At 44.4% G+C, this 18020-nt stretch carries 17 protein-coding genes; 15 read left to right on the forward strand and 2 right to left on the reverse strand.

Annotation, left to right across the window (positions count from 1 at the left end; translation table 11 throughout):
- Nucleotides 1-64 precede the first annotated feature (64 nt).
- The 11 genes from nusB to spo0A all read left to right on the forward strand — a co-directional run bounded on the left by nusB (nucleotide 65) and on the right by spo0A (nucleotide 12194).
- On the forward strand, nucleotides 65-457 hold the full coding sequence (gene nusB, locus J7E38_RS01040; RefSeq protein WP_214704445.1) for a transcription antitermination factor NusB: 393 nt from the start codon (nucleotides 65-67) through the stop codon (nucleotides 455-457).
- Between the two features lie 53 nt (nucleotides 458-510).
- Nucleotides 511-1383, forward strand: coding sequence for a bifunctional methylenetetrahydrofolate dehydrogenase/methenyltetrahydrofolate cyclohydrolase FolD (gene folD, locus J7E38_RS01045; protein ID WP_214704444.1), 873 nt, complete (start codon nucleotides 511-513; stop codon nucleotides 1381-1383).
- A gap of 162 nt (nucleotides 1384-1545) precedes the next feature.
- The gene (xseA, locus tag J7E38_RS01050) at nucleotides 1546-2901 is read left to right on the forward strand and encodes an exodeoxyribonuclease VII large subunit (RefSeq protein ID WP_214704443.1); all 1356 of its coding nucleotides are present in this window, start codon (nucleotides 1546-1548) and stop codon (nucleotides 2899-2901) included.
- Nucleotides 2894-3127 (forward strand): exodeoxyribonuclease VII small subunit, encoded by a 234-nt coding sequence (locus J7E38_RS01055; RefSeq protein WP_144476399.1) that lies wholly within the window; start codon nucleotides 2894-2896, stop codon nucleotides 3125-3127. The genes xseA and J7E38_RS01055 overlap by 8 nt, the downstream gene beginning before the upstream one ends.
- Nucleotides 3128-3129: 2 nt before the next feature.
- Nucleotides 3130-4023, forward strand: a complete 894-nt coding sequence (locus tag J7E38_RS01060) for a polyprenyl synthetase family protein (protein WP_214704442.1) — start codon at nucleotides 3130-3132, stop codon at nucleotides 4021-4023.
- A 298-nt stretch (nucleotides 4024-4321) separates the two neighbouring features.
- Entirely contained in the window at nucleotides 4322-6214 is a 1893-nt protein-coding gene (dxs, locus tag J7E38_RS01065; protein WP_214704441.1) for a 1-deoxy-D-xylulose-5-phosphate synthase, read from the forward strand.
- Between the two features lie 3 nt (nucleotides 6215-6217).
- Nucleotides 6218-7066: a TlyA family RNA methyltransferase gene (locus tag J7E38_RS01070; protein ID WP_214704438.1), complete on the forward strand. Its 849-nt coding sequence runs from the start codon at nucleotides 6218-6220 to the stop codon at nucleotides 7064-7066.
- A gap of 164 nt (nucleotides 7067-7230) precedes the next feature.
- Nucleotides 7231-7680, forward strand: coding sequence for a transcriptional regulator AhrC/ArgR (ahrC, locus tag J7E38_RS01075; RefSeq protein ID WP_214704436.1), 450 nt, complete (start codon nucleotides 7231-7233; stop codon nucleotides 7678-7680).
- Nucleotides 7681-7696: 16 nt separating this feature from the next.
- Complete coding sequence (gene recN, locus J7E38_RS01080; RefSeq protein WP_214704435.1) at nucleotides 7697-9388, forward strand: DNA repair protein RecN; 1692 nt, start codon at nucleotides 7697-7699, stop codon at nucleotides 9386-9388.
- Between the two features lie 124 nt (nucleotides 9389-9512).
- Nucleotides 9513-10799, forward strand: a complete 1287-nt coding sequence (gene spoIVB, locus J7E38_RS01085) for a SpoIVB peptidase (protein WP_214704433.1) — start codon at nucleotides 9513-9515, stop codon at nucleotides 10797-10799.
- Nucleotides 10800-11399: 600 nt separating this feature from the next.
- Nucleotides 11400-12194, forward strand: a complete 795-nt coding sequence (spo0A, locus tag J7E38_RS01090) for a sporulation transcription factor Spo0A (protein ID WP_214704432.1) — start codon at nucleotides 11400-11402, stop codon at nucleotides 12192-12194.
- Between the two features lie 196 nt (nucleotides 12195-12390).
- Here the strand turns inward: spo0A and J7E38_RS01095 are convergent, their stop codons facing one another.
- Nucleotides 12391-12531 carry a YycC family protein gene (locus tag J7E38_RS01095; RefSeq protein ID WP_214704431.1) on the reverse strand — a complete coding sequence of 47 codons (141 nt, stop codon included), beginning with the start codon at nucleotides 12529-12531 and terminating at the stop codon, nucleotides 12391-12393.
- Between the two features lie 39 nt (nucleotides 12532-12570).
- Here J7E38_RS01095 and J7E38_RS01100 point away from each other — a divergent pair, with 39 nt between their 5' ends.
- Nucleotides 12571-13305: a glycerophosphodiester phosphodiesterase gene (locus J7E38_RS01100; protein ID WP_214704430.1), complete on the forward strand. Its 735-nt coding sequence runs from the start codon at nucleotides 12571-12573 to the stop codon at nucleotides 13303-13305.
- A gap of 5 nt (nucleotides 13306-13310) precedes the next feature.
- Here the strand turns inward: J7E38_RS01100 and J7E38_RS01105 are convergent, their stop codons facing one another.
- A complete protein-coding gene (locus J7E38_RS01105; protein ID WP_214704429.1) occupies nucleotides 13311-13574 on the reverse strand; it encodes a DUF2627 domain-containing protein in 264 nt (87 codons plus the stop codon).
- Between the two features lie 213 nt (nucleotides 13575-13787).
- On the opposite strand from J7E38_RS01105, the gene J7E38_RS01110 reads away from it, so the two are divergent.
- The 3 genes from J7E38_RS01110 to bcd all read left to right on the forward strand — a co-directional run bounded on the left by J7E38_RS01110 (nucleotide 13788) and on the right by bcd (nucleotide 18012).
- On the forward strand, nucleotides 13788-15848 hold the full coding sequence (locus tag J7E38_RS01110; protein ID WP_214704428.1) for a sigma 54-interacting transcriptional regulator: 2061 nt from the start codon (nucleotides 13788-13790) through the stop codon (nucleotides 15846-15848).
- A gap of 135 nt (nucleotides 15849-15983) precedes the next feature.
- Entirely contained in the window at nucleotides 15984-16889 is a 906-nt protein-coding gene (gene yqiS, locus J7E38_RS01115) for a phosphate butyryltransferase (protein ID WP_214704427.1), read from the forward strand.
- 28 nt (nucleotides 16890-16917) lie between these two features.
- A complete protein-coding gene (gene bcd, locus J7E38_RS01120) occupies nucleotides 16918-18012 on the forward strand; it encodes a Leu/Phe/Val dehydrogenase (protein ID WP_214704425.1) in 1095 nt (364 codons plus the stop codon).
- Nucleotides 18013-18020 lie beyond the last annotated feature (8 nt).

The raw sequence follows: 18020 nt of genomic DNA on the forward strand, positions 1-18020 counted from the left end.
TCAGATATGATATGCTATTATTTTGTTAGAATCAGACAAGCGATAAAAGGAGCTAAAGAATTCCATGAAAAGAAGAACAGCAAGAGAAAAGGCGCTGCAAGCCTTATTCCAGATTGATATAAGCAAGGTGGAAGCATCGGATGCGATTGAGCATGTGCTTGAAGAAGAAGCCGGGGATGACTATTTGAATAAGCTTGTAAACGGTACATTGGAGCATCAGCCGGAAATTGATGAGGAGATCAAGGTGTACTTGGAAAAGTGGTCCCTCGACCGACTGGCGGCTGTTGACCGTAATCTGCTTCGCCTGGCTGTATATGAATTGAAATACTGCAATGAAGAGGTACCTATGAATGTCGTTCTTGATGAAGCGATTGAAATTGCTAAATTATATGGGGATGACCAATCAAGCCGGTTCATCAATGGTGTTCTGTCAAAAGTGAAACAAAGCATTTCCTGACACCATTGAAGCATGCAGGTTGGCCTTTCCCTGATTATATAGGGGGAGAAAGTATGGCTGCTATAATTATTGATGGGAAAGAAATTGCTAAAAAGAAAAGACTCGAAATTGCGGATCAGGTCCAGGAGCTAAAAAAGCAGGGTGTTACTCCAGGCCTGGCTGTCATTCTTGTCGGAGATAACCAGGCATCGAGAACCTATGTCACCAGCAAGCAAAAAACGGCAAGGGAACTGGGGATGCATAACGTCCTGATTGAATATTCTGTTTCGATTGCTGAGCAGGAACTATTGGCCAAAATTGAAGAATTGAACAACGATGAGGCCATCCACGGCATTTTGGTACAACTGCCTCTTCCGGAGCATATCAGCGAGAAGAAATTGATTGAAGCCATTTCCCCTGAAAAAGATGTTGATGGCTTCCATCCGATCAATATTGGCAGAATGATGACCGGACAGGATGCCTTTTTGCCATGTACTCCTTACGGTGTGATGGTGATGATGGAGGAAATCGGAATCGACCTAGCCGGCAAGCATGTAGTCGTGGTTGGCAGAAGCAATATTGTCGGGAAGCCGGCAGGCCAATTGTTTTTAAATGAAAATGCAACGGTTACATACTGCCATTCGAGAACAAAGGATTTGAAAGAACACACAAAGCAGGCGGATGTCATTGTAGCGGCTGTTGGAAAAGCCGGATTGATTACAGCGGACCATATCAAACCAGGAGCTGTCGTCATCGATGTGGGCATGAATCGGAACGATGAAGGCAAACTATGCGGGGATGTCGCTTTTGATGAAGTAAAAGAAAAAGCCGGCTATATCACTCCAGTGCCGGGCGGTGTCGGTCCAATGACCATTGCCATGCTGATGTACAATACCCTCAAGTCGGCAAAAAATAATATGAGCAGACTACAAAATTCAAATCGATAAGGCAGTATCCTGTCCATATCTGTTATGGTTAGAAACTGAAAATCCACTTATGTTAAGTGACGAATCGGGATTCTAAACTTATAATGGATATGGGCAGTTTTTTATGAAGCCTGAATCAATCTTTAAAGGAATATTCATATGTTCCGCCAAAGGAGTTTTCCAATGGAGCAACAGCGTTATCTTACCGTCAATGCGTTAACTAAATACATAAAACGAAAATTCGATGCTGATCCGCATTTGCAGGGTGTTTATCTCAAAGGTGAAATTTCAAATTTCAAAAGGCATTCCAGCGGACATATGTATTTTACACTCAAGGACGAGAAAGCCCGAATACTTGCTGTCATGTTTGCCGGATCTGCCCGAAACATGAAGTTCAGGCCTGAGAATGGGATGAAGGTGCTGGTCAGAGGAGATATCTCCGTATATGAAGGCAGCGGCCAGTATCAGATATACATAAAGGATATGAAAACCGATGGAGTGGGCGATTTATTCGTCGCTTATGAGCAGCTCAAGAAAAAGCTTGAGCAAGAAGGGCTTTTTTCCCCGAAATATAAACAGCCTATCCCAAAATACCCGAAAGCTGTCGGGATTGTCACATCTCCAACAGGGGCGGCAATCCGTGATATACTGACGACGATCAAAAGAAGATATCCGATAACGAAGGTACTGATCTTTCCAGCACTTGTACAGGGTGATCAGGGCGGCCCTTCCATCGTGAGGGCGATCGAGAAGGCAAATGAGCGGGAAGATCTTGATGTTCTGATCATTGGACGCGGAGGCGGATCGATTGAAGAATTGTGGAATTTCAATGAGGAAACAGTCGCAAGGGCGATTTTTGCCTCACGAATACCGATTATTTCGGCAGTCGGACATGAAACGGATTTCACGATTGCGGATTTCGTTGCAGACATGAGAGCACCGACGCCTACAGGTGCGGCTGAACTTGCTGTCCCTCATATCCAGGAATTGATTGAGAGGGTAATGAACAGGGAGACGAGACTGATGAGGGCTATGCGGGAAAAGGTGTTCTTCCAGCAAGAGCGCTACCAGCGGCTGATCAGGTCTTACGCCTTCCGCTACCCTAGAAAATTATATGAGCAAAAGCTTGAACAAATCGACAAGCTGACTGAATCACTAACCCGCGGAGCTGAAAAATTATATTCCTCTAAACATGATGCGCTTATTCAATTGAAACGAAGATTGGAGCGCAGCCATCCAGAGGAATTAAGGAAAATCTCTGCAGAGAGACATTTAAGAACAACGAGGGCATTAAACCGGGCCATGACAGCTGTTGTTTCAGAAAAGAGAAAAGAGTTCAACGGGATCCTGTCCACTCTTGAAGCATTGAGCCCGCTGAAAATCATGGACCGCGGCTATAGCCTTGCCTACACAGATGATGGAAGCTTAATCAAGACTGTCAGCCAGGTAAAGCCGGAACGAAAAATATTCGTAAAGCTTTCTGATGGAAGCATTAAATGCGTCGTTACAGATATTGAGGAGAGTGAAAACAATGGCTGAAGAAAAAAAACTGAGCTTTGAACAGGCGATGGACCAATTGGAGAGTATTGTTGAAAAATTGGAAGAGGGCGATGTGCCATTGGAGGAAGCAATCTCGTTTTATAAAGAAGGAATGGAATTATCCAAACTTTGCCATGATAAGCTAAAGAATGTGGAAGAACAACTGGCCCAGATCATTACTGAAGATGGACGGACTGAAAGCTTCTCCATAAATGAGGAGGAATAGTTTTGCATCCTGTTTCACTAGATTCTTTTTCAAAGAAATATAAGGCACTTCTTGAGGAGCGGCTCAGGGATGCAGTTGGTTCCCTGGAGACTCCGGAAAATCTTGCAAAGGCCATGCTCTATTCTCTTGAAGCAGGCGGGAAGAGAATTCGGCCGCTTCTGGTCTTTGCGGTGATTGACGCTTTTGGCAAAGACCCGATTCATGGACTTGATGCTGCTGCGGCAATTGAAATGGTCCATACTTATTCTTTGATCCATGATGATCTGCCAAGCATGGATGATGATGATCTAAGAAGAGGAAAGCTGACGAATCATAAAGTGTTCGGTGAAGCCACGGCCATTCTTGCAGGAGATGCATTGTTGACGCTTAGCTTCAACATGATTGCGGAAATGCCAGAGGAGTCAGCATCCGACAAGGTCAAGCTGACATTGATCAGCAGGCTGTCAACTGCTGCGGGAGCTCATGGTATGGTTGGCGGACAAGTAGCGGATATGGAAGGGGAGCACAGAAAGCTGACGCTCGAACAGCTTGAATATATCCATATCCATAAAACAGGGAAATTGCTTGAATACAGTATCATTGCCGGAGCAGAGATTGCCGGGGCAACTGCTGCACAAAAGGAAATACTGGCGAAGTTTGCTTATCATATCGGTCTTGCTTTCCAGATTAGAGACGATATCCTGGACCTCGAAGGGACAGAAGAGATGATTGGCAAACCTATCGGCAGCGATACTGCGAACGAAAAAAGCACATATCCCGCTTTGCTTGGACTGGATGGAGCCAAACAAGCCCTGCAGGATCACCTGCGCAATGCCAAGGATGCTCTGGAATCAACCGGGCTTCAAGTGGGGGTCCTTTCACAAATTACGGATTTGATTGGATTAAGAAACCATTAGAAATCTGTGCCTCGTTGAAGCATTCTTCATCCGTGTGCTATAATAAGCTGTTAGCACCTTGGTGTTGGCGGCTTTTTTTATACATATTGTGAAAAATAGATGCCATATTTTAAGGTATAGCTTGAAAACCGTTCTTTATTTAATATATGTTATTACTAACAACTTTTTTAGAATAAGGTTATTTTAACCATATTGCTTGTATTGCGGCCTGATACGGAGCAGGCAGAGCAATAGTCTATGAAGAACAGCCTGAAAAAATGGCGGAATGATAAGTCAGAAATGAAAGTGAGTGGTCCGAATGGATCTTTTATCGATAAAAGACCCTTCCTTCTTGAAAAATCTTTCGAAAAAGGAATTGGAAGAGTTAAGCAGGGAGATTCGGCAGTTTTTGATAGAAAAATTATCGGTCACAGGAGGACATATTGGACCTAACCTTGGAGTGGTCGAATTAACGATTGCTCTCCATAAATGCTTTGACAGCCCAAAGGATAAATTCCTCTGGGATGTTGGCCACCAGTCCTATGTTCATAAAATCCTGACAGGCAGAGCTTGTCAATTCGATACATTGCGGCAGCATAAAGGCCTTTGCGGATTCCCGAAAATGGTGGAAAGCGAGCATGATGTCTGGGAAACCGGCCATAGCTCAACCTCTTTATCAGCTGCAATGGGAATGGCAATCGCCCGTGATTTGAAGGGGGAAAATTCCCATATTGTGCCGATCATCGGCGATGGTGCCCTTACAGGGGGAATGGCGTTAGAGGCGTTGAATCATATCGGACATGAGAAAAAGAAGCTGATCGTGATTCTGAACGATAATGAAATGTCCATCGCGCCAAATGTTGGAGCCTTGCATAATGTGCTTGGACGTCTTCGGACTGCGGGTAAATACCACTGGGTAAAAGATGAGCTCGAATACCTGCTTAAAAAAGTCCCTGCCATTGGCGGCCAGCTGGCGTCCACAGCCGAGCGGATCAAGGACAGTTTAAAATATCTCTTCGTTTCAGGCATCTTTTTCGAAGAGTTGGGTTTCACTTATCTTGGACCAGTGGATGGCCATGACTATGACGCTCTTTTCGAGAACCTTGCATATGCAAAGAAACAGGAAGGTCCTGTGCTTCTGCATGTCATCACCAAAAAAGGCAAGGGATACAATCCTGCTGAAAATGATAAAATCGGCACCTGGCATGGAACAGGCCCTTATAAAATGGAAACCGGTGCTTTCGTAAAACCGGACTCCGCACCGCCGGCATGGAGTAAGCTCGTCAGTGAGACTGTAAGAAAAATCGCACGGACAGATGAGCGGATCGTGGCTGTGACACCAGCGATGCCTGTTGGTTCAAAACTTGAAGGCTTCGCAAGTGAATTCCCTGACCGGATGATTGACGTCGGAATTGCCGAACAGCATGCAACGACTTTTGCTGCTGGCCTGGCGACACAAAAGATGAAGCCATTCCTGGCGATCTATTCCACCTTCCTGCAGCGAGCCTATGACCAGGTAGTTCATGATATATGCCGCCAGAACCTTAATGTGTTCATCGGCATAGACCGTGCCGGACTTGTTGGAGCGGATGGTGAAACGCATCAAGGTGTATTCGATATTGCCTTCCTGAGGCATCTGCCTAATATGGTCTTGATGATGCCGAAAGATGAAAACGAAGGTCAGCATATGGTGAAGACTGCAATCCAGTATGATGATGGACCGATTGCGATGCGTTACCCTCGAGGCAATGGTCTCGGTGTCCCAATGGATGAAGAACTGAAGGAAATCCCGATTGGCAGCTGGGAAGTGCTGCGTGAAGGTGAAGATGCAGCCATCCTCACGTTCGGAACAACCATTCCGATGGCAATGGAAGCGGCGGAAATCCTTGAAAAGCAAGGTGTATCCGTAAAAGTTGTCAATGCACGTTTTATCAAGCCGCTTGATGAAGAAATGCTTACAGGGATCCTGAACGAAAACATGCCGATCCTGACCATTGAGGAAGCTGTCCTGCAGGGCGGATTCGGAAGCTTTGTGCTTGAAACGGCACATGACCTTGGCTATCAGCACGTCGAAATCGACAGGATGGGGATTCCGGACAAGTTCATCGAACATGGAAGCGTCGACAAGCTGCTTCATGAAATTGGCATGACAACAGAAGATGTTGTTTTAAGAATGCAAAAGCTTGCAAGACAGAAACAAAAAAGGGCGTAAGCAATGAAAATAAAAAAAGAACGTTTAGATGTTCTGCTGGTAGACCGCGGCCTTGCCGAAACAAGGGAAAAAGCGAAACGGACAATCATGGCAGGACTCGTCTATTCAAACGAAAACAGGCTTGACAAGCCAGGTGAAAAGGTTAATATCGATCTTCCGTTGACGGTTAAAGGAAATCTCCTTCCGTATGTAAGTCGCGGCGGACTAAAGCTGGAAAAGGCCCTGAAGGTTTTTGACCTTGATGTCAACGGGAAAAAGCTGCTTGATATCGGGGCTTCTACTGGCGGATTTACTGATTGTGCTCTTCAAAATGGTGCTGAAATGTCCTATGCACTTGATGTTGGCTACAATCAGCTCGCCTGGAAGCTTCGCCAGGATGAAAGAGTCGTCGTGATGGAACGTACGAATTTCCGTTATGTGAAACCAGAAGATCTTGAAAAAGGTATGCCGGATTTCGCAAGCATTGATGTTTCGTTCATTTCACTCCGGCTCATCCTGCCTGTCCTCAAAACCTTGCTGGTGCCAGGGGGCGATATTGTGGCCCTCGTTAAACCGCAGTTTGAGGCAGGAAGGGAACAAGTAGGCAAAAAAGGAATCGTCCGAGACAGGAAGGTCCACGAACAAGTTTTGGACCGGATTATTTCTTTTTCGATTGAACAGGGATATGATGTCAAGGACTTAAGCTTTTCGCCCATCACCGGCGGAGATGGCAATATTGAATTCCTCCTCCATCTCCAGTGGAACAATCCAGAAGATGAAAAGGGCAAATCAATGTTGAAAATCCTGCCTGAAACAGTTGTGACGCAGGCACATGATGAACTGAAATCGAAACAAACCAGTGAAGAAGAATAGACTTTATCAGTCTGTTCTTTTTTTGTTGGCTTGAAAAGTTGTTCACCACTTTGTCAATTCCGGCATGATCTTTTGCTGAATAACCACGAAAGATTGTACATTCTGTTGAAATCGGCTAACATATGAGTATATGAATGTTTCGGATTTATCCAGAGGTGATATGAATGAATAAAGGACAAAGACATATTAAAATTCGTGAGTTGATTGCAAGCAAGGATATCGAGACTCAGGATGAACTGGTCGACCGTTTGAAGGCGGCGGGTTTTAATGTTACACAGGCAACAGTTTCTCGTGATATTAAAGAGCTGCATCTTGTAAAGGTCCCTTTGATTGATGGAAGATATAAATACAGCCTGCCAGCTGACCAGCGTTTCAACCCACTGCAAAAATTGAAAAGATCGCTGATGGACGCTTTTATCCGAATCGACCAGGCTGGACATCTGTTAGTCATGAAAACATTGCCTGGCAATGCGAATGCGATTGGTGCACTGATTGATAATCTTGATTGGGATGATATATTAGGAACGATTTGTGGAGACGATACCATCTTGATTATTTGCCGTACTCCAGAGGATACTGAGTCGGTCACAAATCGTTTTCTTGACATGCTGTAAATGAGGTGACGTTTGCTTGTTAAATGAATTATCAATACGTAATTTCGCCATTATTGAATCATTATCTGTATCTTTCAATAAAGGTCTAACTGTTCTGACTGGAGAAACCGGTGCCGGTAAATCCATTATCATTGATGCAATCCACCTGCTTGTCGGCGGGAGAGGTTCAGCCGAATTTGTCCGTCACGGTGAGGATAAGGCGGAGATCGAAGGGCTGTTTTTTATTGAAGGTGAAAACCATCCGTGTAAGTCGAAAGCAGCAGAATTCGGGATTGAAATCGAGGACGGGATGATTGTTTTAAGGAGGGATATTGCAGCCAGTGGCAAAAGTGTTTGCAGAATCAATGGCAAGCTTGTCACCATCGCTGTCTTAAGGGAAGTCGGTTCAACGCTGATTGATATCCATGGCCAGCACGAACACCAGGAACTAATGGATGAAACACGGCATATCAATCTTTTGGACCAGTTTGGATCAGATGAAATCCTTCCTGCCCTCCAGGAGTATCAACTGGTATACAGATCGTATGAACAAACACTCAAAAAGCTTAAGAACCTCAGTGAAAATGAACAGCAAATGGCGCACAGGCTCGACCTGATCCAGTTCCAGCATGATGAAATCCTGTCAGCGAACCTGATGATGAACGAGGATGAGGAACTGCTGGAAGAACGGCGGAAGCTTGCCAATTTTGAACGCATCTTCGAAAGTATCCAGACAAGCTACAATGCGCTGCAAGGCGATCAGAAAGGTCTGGATTGGATCGGACTGGTTATGGATAATCTCCAGAGTGCTGCTGAATTGGATCCTGAATATAAAACGGTCGCAGAAACTGTCGCAAACAGCTACTATATGCTCGAGGATGCTGCGAGAACGATCAGAAACGACCTCGATTCCCTTGAGTATGATCCTCAGCGTTTACTGGAGATAGAAGACAGATTGAATGAAATCAACCAGCTTAAGCGGAAATATGGTAAGTCGATTGAAGAGATCCTTGAATATGCTTCTAAGATCGAAGAAGAAATTGAGACGCTGCAAAACAAGGAAGTCCATATTGGCCAGATGGAAAAGGAATTGGCATCGCTCAAAAAAGACTTGCGGATTGAAGCCCATAATTTAACTGAAACACGCAAAAAATGGGCCAAGAAACTGACGAAGCTGATTCATAAAGAATTAAAAGAGCTTTATATGGAAAAAGCGGTATTTGAATTAAAGATCGATTCGGACCTGGACGTTTTCCAGAAAAATGGAGCGGACAAAGTTGAATTTTATATTTCAACAAATCCTGGAGAGCCTTTAAAGCCATTGTCCAAGGTCGCTTCTGGTGGAGAGCTGTCAAGAATCATGCTGGCTCTAAAAAGTATCTTCTCCAAACATCAGGGTGTCACATCGATTATTTTTGATGAAGTAGATACAGGTGTGAGCGGGAGGGTCGCGCAATCGATCGCTGAAAAGATCTACAATGTTTCGACCGGATCCCAGGTGCTTTGTATTTCTCACTTGCCTCAGGTAGCTGCTATGGCGGATACCCATCTTTATATTGCGAAGGTCATCAAAAATGGGCGGACCAAAACCTCCGTTACTCCGCTATCATCATCTGATAAGGTGAAGGAAATCGGAAGGATGATTTCCGGTGTGGAAATTACGGAGCTTACAAAACAGCATGCAGAAGAATTGCTGCAGCTGGCACAGAATATGAAGGCTGTCACATGAAAAGCTATCCATAAAGGGTAGCTTTTTTATTTTTATACCGGTTATAAATGAGGCGAGTCGAGGCAAAATTAAAGGTGTAGCCATTTTTGATGTGTGTGGACTAGAAGCGAGGAGAGTGAATGGATTGAAAAAAGATTTTCTCAGAAAATTTATTGGTGGAATTCTCCTTGTTTCATTAATTGCTTTAGGATTTGCAAAACCAGTACATGAATATTTATCTATTCCAGGAGATATAACTTTATTCGAGGGGCAAAAGCTTGATTTCCAGGCAAATGCAGTTCAAGTAACGGCTCCCTTAACTGATTCGAGCATCACGGTTGACCAGAAAGATGAAACAGTTTCTATTGAGGCGAAAAGGCATGGAAAGGATGAGATGGTCCTTGAGTTAGCCGGATTCCCGGTGAAAAAGGTCGATGTGAATGTCCTTAAGGATTTCAAGGTCAGGCCAGGCGGTCAATCAATAGGAGTAAAACTTAATACAGTTGGTGTCCTTGTGGTCGGACATCATCAGGTTCAGGCAGATGAAGGAAGGGTATCTCCAGGAGAACTGGCTGGTATCAAAAAAGGCGACATTATCACAGAAATCAATGGACAGCAAATAGAAAAAATGGCAGACGTCGGCCCATTCGTAAAACAAGCAGGAGCAGACGGGAAGCCATTGGATGTAGTTATCAAGCGGGAAAATGAAAAAATCAAAACCCGGCTGCAGCCTAAGAAGGATGTAAACGAGAACACTTATAAACTTGGCTTGTATATACGTGATTCGGCAGCAGGAATCGGGACGATGACCTTTTATCATCCTCAGTCAAAAAAATATGGAGCACTTGGACATGTCATATCTGACATGGATACAAAAAAGCCAATTGTGGTTGAGGATGGGCAAATCGTTAGATCGACCGTTACTTCAATCGAAAAAGGCGGGAAAGGCAATCCAGGTGAAAAACTGGCACGCTTTTCTTCCGACAGAGAAGTAATTGGAAATATCCGCCGGAACAGTCCTTTTGGGATTTTCGGTGAGCTGAACAAGGATATTACGAATGGAGTATTTGACAAGCCATTGCCGATTGCCCTGTCCCATCAGGTAAAGGAAGGACCGGCGAAAATCCTTACAGTTGTGAATAATGACGAAGTTAATCTTTTTGATATAGAGATTGTCAGCACCATCCCGCAAAAATTCCCGGCAACAAAGGGTATGGTTATCAAGGTAACAGATCCTGAGCTGCTGGAGAAAACAGGCGGGATTGTCCAGGGAATGAGCGGCAGCCCGATCATTCAGGATAACAAGCTTGTAGGTGCTGTGACGCATGTGTTCGTAAATGACCCAACAAGCGGATACGGAGTCCATATTGAATGGATGCTGAATGAAGCAGGGATAGACATCTACGAAAAACCAAGAGAGCAGGCAAGTTAAGCAGGAATTCGGCGGCGGCGTATGCCGCCTTTTCTTTGTCGTCAATTTGAACTGTTAAAGACCAATGTTGATATTTCTAACCTGTTGATTGTAGTGGCAGGCGCGTAGACTCCTCCGAANNGGCAGGCGCGTAGACTCCTCCGAAAATGCTACCGCATTTCCATCGTGCCTAGGCTGATTCAGGAAGCTAATCAGTGTCCTGTGGCGCAGCTGGTCAGGTAAGACCCCGCAGGAGCAAAGCGACGAGGAGGATCAGCGCCAGCCAGGAAGAATTGCCTTTTGAAAAAGCCGGCAGTTGGGCTTTTTCATTATTCTTCCAGCGGAAAGCGAAGCGCCTGGAACGAAAATCAACAGCCTTGTCTAAAAGTGGCAGCAATGAAAATAGAGATAATTCGACAAATTCCTGCTTGCTTTTTTGTCAACTATCGAAATTAGTCGAAAAACAGAGGAAATTGAAGCAAATATAAGAAAATATTACTTTTTTAAGAAAAAATTAAAAATAAGAGGAATTTCTGTTGCATTGTCGAATTAGTCATTTAGAATAGAATTTAGAGAAGATAATGTTTGTGATCATAATTGGATTTGAGGAGGAACCAAGCAGTGAACAAAATAAAAGTATGCGTTGTAGATGACAACAGAGAATTAGTTGGTCTTTTGGAAGAATATATTTCTTCCCAGGAAGATATGGAAATTGTAGGGGTTGCCCATAATGGCCAGGAATGTTTGGAAATGCTTGAAGACACTGATCCTGATGTCTTGCTTTTAGATATTATTATGCCGCATCTCGATGGTCTGGCGGTGCTCGAAAGGCTCCGTGACATGAAAAAAGGAATTATCCCAAATGTCATCATGCTGACAGCCTTCGGTCAGGAAGATGTGACGAAAAAAGCTGTAGAACTTGGAGCATCTTACTTCATCCTGAAACCATTTGACATGGAGCATCTTGCAGGCCATATCCGCCAGGTAAGCGGCAAGGCAAAATCTGTAGCAAGAAAGCCGTCTTCCATCAATTATGGAAGGTCAAATGCTGAACAAAAGCCTAAAAATCTGGATGCAAGCATTACAAGCATCATTCATGAAATTGGCGTCCCTGCCCATATTAAAGGCTATATGTACCTGCGTGAAGCTATTTCTATGGTTTACAACGATATTGAACTCCTTGGCTCGATCACAAAAGTCCTCTACCCGGATATCGCAAAGAAATTCAATACAACGGCCAGCCGTGTAGAACGTGCGATCCGACATGCGATTGAGGTTGCATGGAGCAGAGGAAATATCGACTCCATTTCTTCATTATTCGGCTATACAGTGAGCATGTCTAAAGCGAAGCCTACTAATTCCGAGTTCATCGCGATGGTCGCTGACAAGCTGCGTTTGGAGCATAAAGCTTCTTGAAAGGGTTAGACAATATTTAGCTATTTTTCCATACATCATAACGACATCTTACTTGATTTCGATAAAAGTCGAAATCGAGTAAGATGTTTTTATTTTTACGTGGTAGAAAGTTGGTCAATGGCATGTCTGCATATTATGATATATATTGTGACCTGAGATAAATATAAAAAAAACGCCCTCAGGCGCCTTTAAAAAGTCAGTTCTCCTTATCCTTGTCAAGTTCGGCAAGTTTTTGCAAAAGGATATGCTGGGGCATATGCATGATTTGTTCAACGGGAACTCCTAATTTTTCCGAGAGCATGATTGCCGTCTCGGCAGAAATATGCAGTGGTCTCATTGTTAATACCTCCAAATAAAATGATGGGTGTGATGGTTTATGACTCTAATTTTAGCACATCGTGGCTATGCGGCTGAATATCCGGAAAATACTATGCTCGCTTTTAAAGAAGCTGAAAAGGCAGGGGCCGATGGACTTGAGCTTGATGTCCAGATGACGAAAGACGGTGAACTGGTAGTCATTCATGATGAAAAGGTCGATCGAACTACCGATGGAACAGGATTGGTCAAGGACTATAATTATAAGGAATTAAGGAAATTGGATGCGCGCTTCAAGTTCAGTGCACAGTCGGAAAAACAACAGATTCCGGCTCTAGATGAAGTCCTTGAGTGGCTGGCAGGAACAGAATTGAACTGTAATATTGAACTCAAAAACACCATTATTCCATATGATGGCATGGAAGAAAAAGTGATCCATATGATAAGGGATTATCAATTATCTGACAGGATTATCATTTCATCCTTTAATCATTATAGCATTGTCCATAGCTACATGATGGCACCTGACATAGAAATAGCTCCTTTGCTTTCTGATGGTTTATATATGCCATGGGTTTACGCGCAGTCAATCAGGGCCAAAGGTTTCCATCCTCATTGGAGAGCTGCGCCGGACGAAATCATTAAAGCGTCACTTGAAAGCGGGATTGATGTGAGGCCATATACGGTAAATAAGGATGCTGAGCTGGAAAGGCTGTTCAGGGTAAATTGCAGTGCGGTCATTACAGATGACCCTGCAAAGGCATTCCAAATAAGGGGAACTAAAAAACAGGCCTGAAAAATTCAAGGCCTGTTTTGCTTTTTATTGCTATCAGGTATGCGGAAGAATGCCTGTACTTTATTCCTTTTACGGTCCCGATGCAGAATGAAACCTGCGATGAATCCCAGTCCCGCCAGGAAAAAGATGAGTCCGGCCAGGAACTGAAGCCATAAATAGGGAAAAGGTGCCTGCAAAATCCCGAAAACCATATCGCGCATCAGTTTTACACCCAAAGCAGCAATGACACCTGGTATCAGCATGATGATTAACGCTACAATCCTGATCATTTGGTATCCCCTCGTAATTTGTCCTCTTTAGAAAGTATACTCAACGCCCGGTTTTTCCGCAATATAAGTTGCTCATGGCATATTATCTCCGGAAAAGTTAGAAAAGAAAGAAATTTGTCAGCGCATTCAAAAAGCATTACAATGAAATTGAAAGAAATTGCAGACTCTAAAAAGCAATCCATGAAATATTTTTCCGATATGTGGTGGACAATTATGCAAAAAATAATGATTGTAGGGGCTGGCAAGGGTGGAACGGCCATTCTGGACATTTTTAAACAAACGGCCAATGTAGCTGCTGTGGTTGACATTAATCCGAATGCTCCAGGAATACTGGCTGCAAAGGAAGCTGGTATCCCAACCGGGACAGATTGGCGAGCATATATGTCCGATGAATTGGACATCGTCATCGAAGTGACCGGGGAGGAACAGGTTTTCCGTGAATTAAGAGATGCCCGCAGTAAAAACACGGTGCTGATCCCAGGCAGTGTTGCATTCCTTCTTGCTACCTTGTTAGAAGAAAAGGAAGAGTTGATCAAGACTCTCAGAAAAATTACATATGAACATGATTTAATCTTTAATTCCTCAGGAGATGGCATGGTCGTCATCAATACAGAGGGAACGGTAACTTTGTTCAATAAAAGCGCAGAAAAAATCATCGGCAATAAAAGGGAGCTTGCTGAGGGCCGCCATGTCCTGGAAATCATTCCGACCAGCAAACTTCCGAGAATCCTCCATACGAGGAAGGTGGAGTCCAATCAGGAATTATTGCTGCCCAATGGCTCAAAAATTATCACAACAAGAATTCCGATTATTGATGAGAATGACCAGCTGATTGGTGCATTTTCCGTGTTCAAGGATATTACGGATGTAGTCAATCTTGCGGAAGAGATAACAAACCTGAAAGAAATCCAAACGATGCTCCAGGCAATCATTCATTCCAGTGATGAGGCAATATCCGTTGTGGATGAAGATGGCCGTGGGATTATGATTAATCCTGCCTACACGAGAATAACCGGGCTAAAAGAAGAAGAAGTAATCGGACAGCCTGCAACTGCAGATATCTCCGAGGGAGAAAGCATGCATATGAAGGTGCTTAAGACAAGAAGGCCTGTTCGCGGAGCTGCTATGAGGGTTGGTCCGAATAAAAAGGAAGTAGTCGTGAATGTAGCCCCTATCATCGTGGATGGGAAATTAAAGGGCAGTGTCGGGGTCATCCATGATATGTCTGAGATCCAGAATCTGAACCGGGAACTCCATCGCGCAAGGCAAATCATCAGGACCCTTGAGGCGAAATATTCGTTTGAGGATATAATCGGCCAATCGGAAGAAATGACGATTCCGGTTGAACAGGCGAAGCTCGGGGCGAAAACTCCTGCTACTGTCCTCCTCCGCGGTGAGTCAGGTACAGGGAAAGAGCTTTTTGCCCATGCCATCCACAATGCCAGTGACCGCAAGTTCAACAAGTTCATTCGTGTTAATTGTGCCGCTATTTCCGAGTCGCTGCTGGAAAGCGAACTTTTTGGTTATGAAGAAGGGGCTTTCTCGGGTGCAAAAAGAGGCGGGAAGCGCGGTTTCTTTGAAGAAGCCAATAACGGAAGCATCTTTCTAGATGAAATAGGTGAATTGCCGGCAAATACACAGGCTAAACTGCTGCGGGTCCTGCAGGAAAGGGAAATTGTCCGTGTCGGAGGAACGAAACCTGTGTCCATCAATGTCCGGGTCATCGCTGCAACCAATATGAATCTTGAAAAAGCGATAGCAAATGGCAGTTTTAGGGAAGATTTATATTATCGTCTGAACAGGATGCCGATCCATATACCTCCTCTCAGGAGAAGGAAAGATGACATTCCGCTGCTTTGCGAAAGGCTCATCCGGAAAATTAATCAGGACTACGGAAGAAATGTTGAAGGTGTCTCGGATAAGGCTATTAAGAAATTAATGGATTATGACTGGCCAGGGAATGTCAGGGAACTGGAGAATGTGCTCGGCCGGGCGATCATCTTCCTTAATTATAACGAAACCATCATCCAGGAAGAACATCTTCCCGAACTCCTGAATAGCCAGGAGAAGGAAAAAGAAGACGACGATGCCCAAACAATCCGTTCAGAGACACTGGCAGTCCAATTGGAAAGATACGAAGCAAGAGTAATAAAAACTACTATTAATTCCGTGAAAGGCAATAAAACTGCTGCCTCTAGATTACTGGGCATTTCTGTAAGAAATCTGTATTATAAGCTCGAAAAATACGGCATTGAAATGAATAGCATGCAATAAATTTCACACCGTGCAATTTATTGCATAATATTTTTCGGGAAAAGTAAAGCGTTTTCACGGTTTTTATGTTGGCACGCTTCTTGCATATATAAATAACGGGTGGTGCGCAAAAGAAAGAAAGGGTTGACTCCAGACATGAAACTTGACTCACTAATCAGCATGGCATCCCGAAATGACAGGAAAACCATTGCCGTGTCAGCGGCAGAAGATACAGAAGTATTAGAAGCAGTTGCCGAGGCCGTTAAAAGGAACCTGGCCGATTTCCTGCTTTATGGAGATGAAAAGGAAATCAGAAGGATCATTGCCACGCAGCATCCTGAACTAGCAAGTCATAAAGGGATGGAAATTGTTTCTGCACCTAATAACAGTATGGCCGCAGAGATGGCAGTGAAGGCTGTCACTGCGAATGAAGCACAGGTAGTGATGAAGGGGAATATCCCGACTGCCACAATCCTGAAAGCTGTCCTGAATAAGGAGTACGGCCTTAGGACGGGAGCGGTTTTATCCCATGTGGCTGTTTTTGAAGTGCCGGGGTATGATCGCTACACAATCGTTACCGATGCTGCGATGAATATTGCGCCGGACCTTGAACAAAAGGCACAAATCATTAAAAATGCCGTCCGGGTAGCTCATTCAATCGGTATTGACATGCCAAAAGTGGCACCTCTTGCAGCAGTGGAAGTAGTCAATCCCGCCATGCAGGCAACGCTGGATGCAGCAGCATTGACGGTCATGAATCAAAGAGGGCAAATTACCGGATGTATTGTAGACGGTCCGCTCGCGCTCGATAATGCGGTTTCACAGCTGGCTGCCGAGCACAAGGGAATCAAGAGTGATGTTGCCGGGAAAGCCGATATCCTTTTAGTCCCTGCAATCGAAGTCGGCAATGTACTCTATAAATCATTAGTTTATTTTGCCAATGCAAAAGTTGGCGCAGTCATATCAGGGGCAAAAGCTCCAATCGTGTTAACATCCAGGGCAGATACAGCCGAAAGCAAGCTTTATTCTCTTGCACTGGCGTTATGCTCTGCTGAAAAATAACCTACATAAATCAGAGGGGGAACTAGAAATGGAAATCTTCAAGTATCTTGAACAGTATGATTATGAGCAGGTAGTGTTTTGCCAGGATAAGCAATCAGGTTTGAAAGCGATTATCGCAATCCATGATACAACTTTAGGGCCAGCTTTGGGCGGTACCCGCATGTGGACTTACGCTTCAGAAGAAGCAGCGATCGAAGATGCTCTTCGACTGGCTAAGGGCATGACTTATAAGAATGCGGCAGCTGGACTCAACCTTGGCGGTGGAAAAACGGTCATCATCGGTGACCCTCGCAAGGACAAGAACGAAGAAATGTTCCGTGCGTTCGGCCGTTATATCCAGGGCTTGAATGGCAGATACATCACTGCTGAAGATGTTGGTACAACGGTAGCTGACATGGACTTGATCCATGAAGAAACAGATTATGTAACAGGTATTTCACCGGCATTCGGATCATCCGGTAATCCTTCACCAGTAACTGCTTACGGTGTATACAGAGGGATGAAGGCAGCTGCGAAGGAAGCGTTCGGAACAGATTCTCTTGAGGGTAAGACGATTGCAGTCCAGGGTGTAGGGAATGTCGCATACAATCTATGCCGCCACCTTCATGAAGAAGGCGCTCAGCTGATCGTTACTGACATCAATAAAGAAGCAGTCCAAAGAGCTGTTGAGGAATTTGGGGCAAAGGCAGTTGACCCAGATGAAATCTATGGCGTTGACTGTGATATTTATGCTCCTTGTGCATTAGGCGCGGTCATCAATGATGAAACAATTCCGCAAATCAAAGCAAAGGTTATTGCCGGTGCAGCAAATAACCAGCTGAAGGATACCAAGCATGGCGACATCATCCACGAAATGGGCATCGTTTACGCTCCTGATTATGTCATCAACGCAGGCGGAGTAATCAACGTAGCAGATGAGCTGTATGGCTATAATGCTGAGAGAGCGATGAAAAAGGTAGAAACGATTTATAACAATATAGAAAAAGTCATTGAAATTGCCAAGAGGGACGGGATCCCTACGTATAAAGCGGCAGACCGTATGGCAGAAGAACGCATTGAGAGAATGCGCAATTCCCGCAGCCAGTTCCTGCAAAACGGCCACCATATCTTAAGCCGCCGTTAAGACGGGAT

The sequence above is a fragment of the Bacillus sp. ISL-35 genome (genome assembly GCF_018613355.1).
In the GTDB taxonomy this organism is placed as follows: Bacteria; Bacillota; Bacilli; order Bacillales; family Cytobacillaceae; genus Mesobacillus.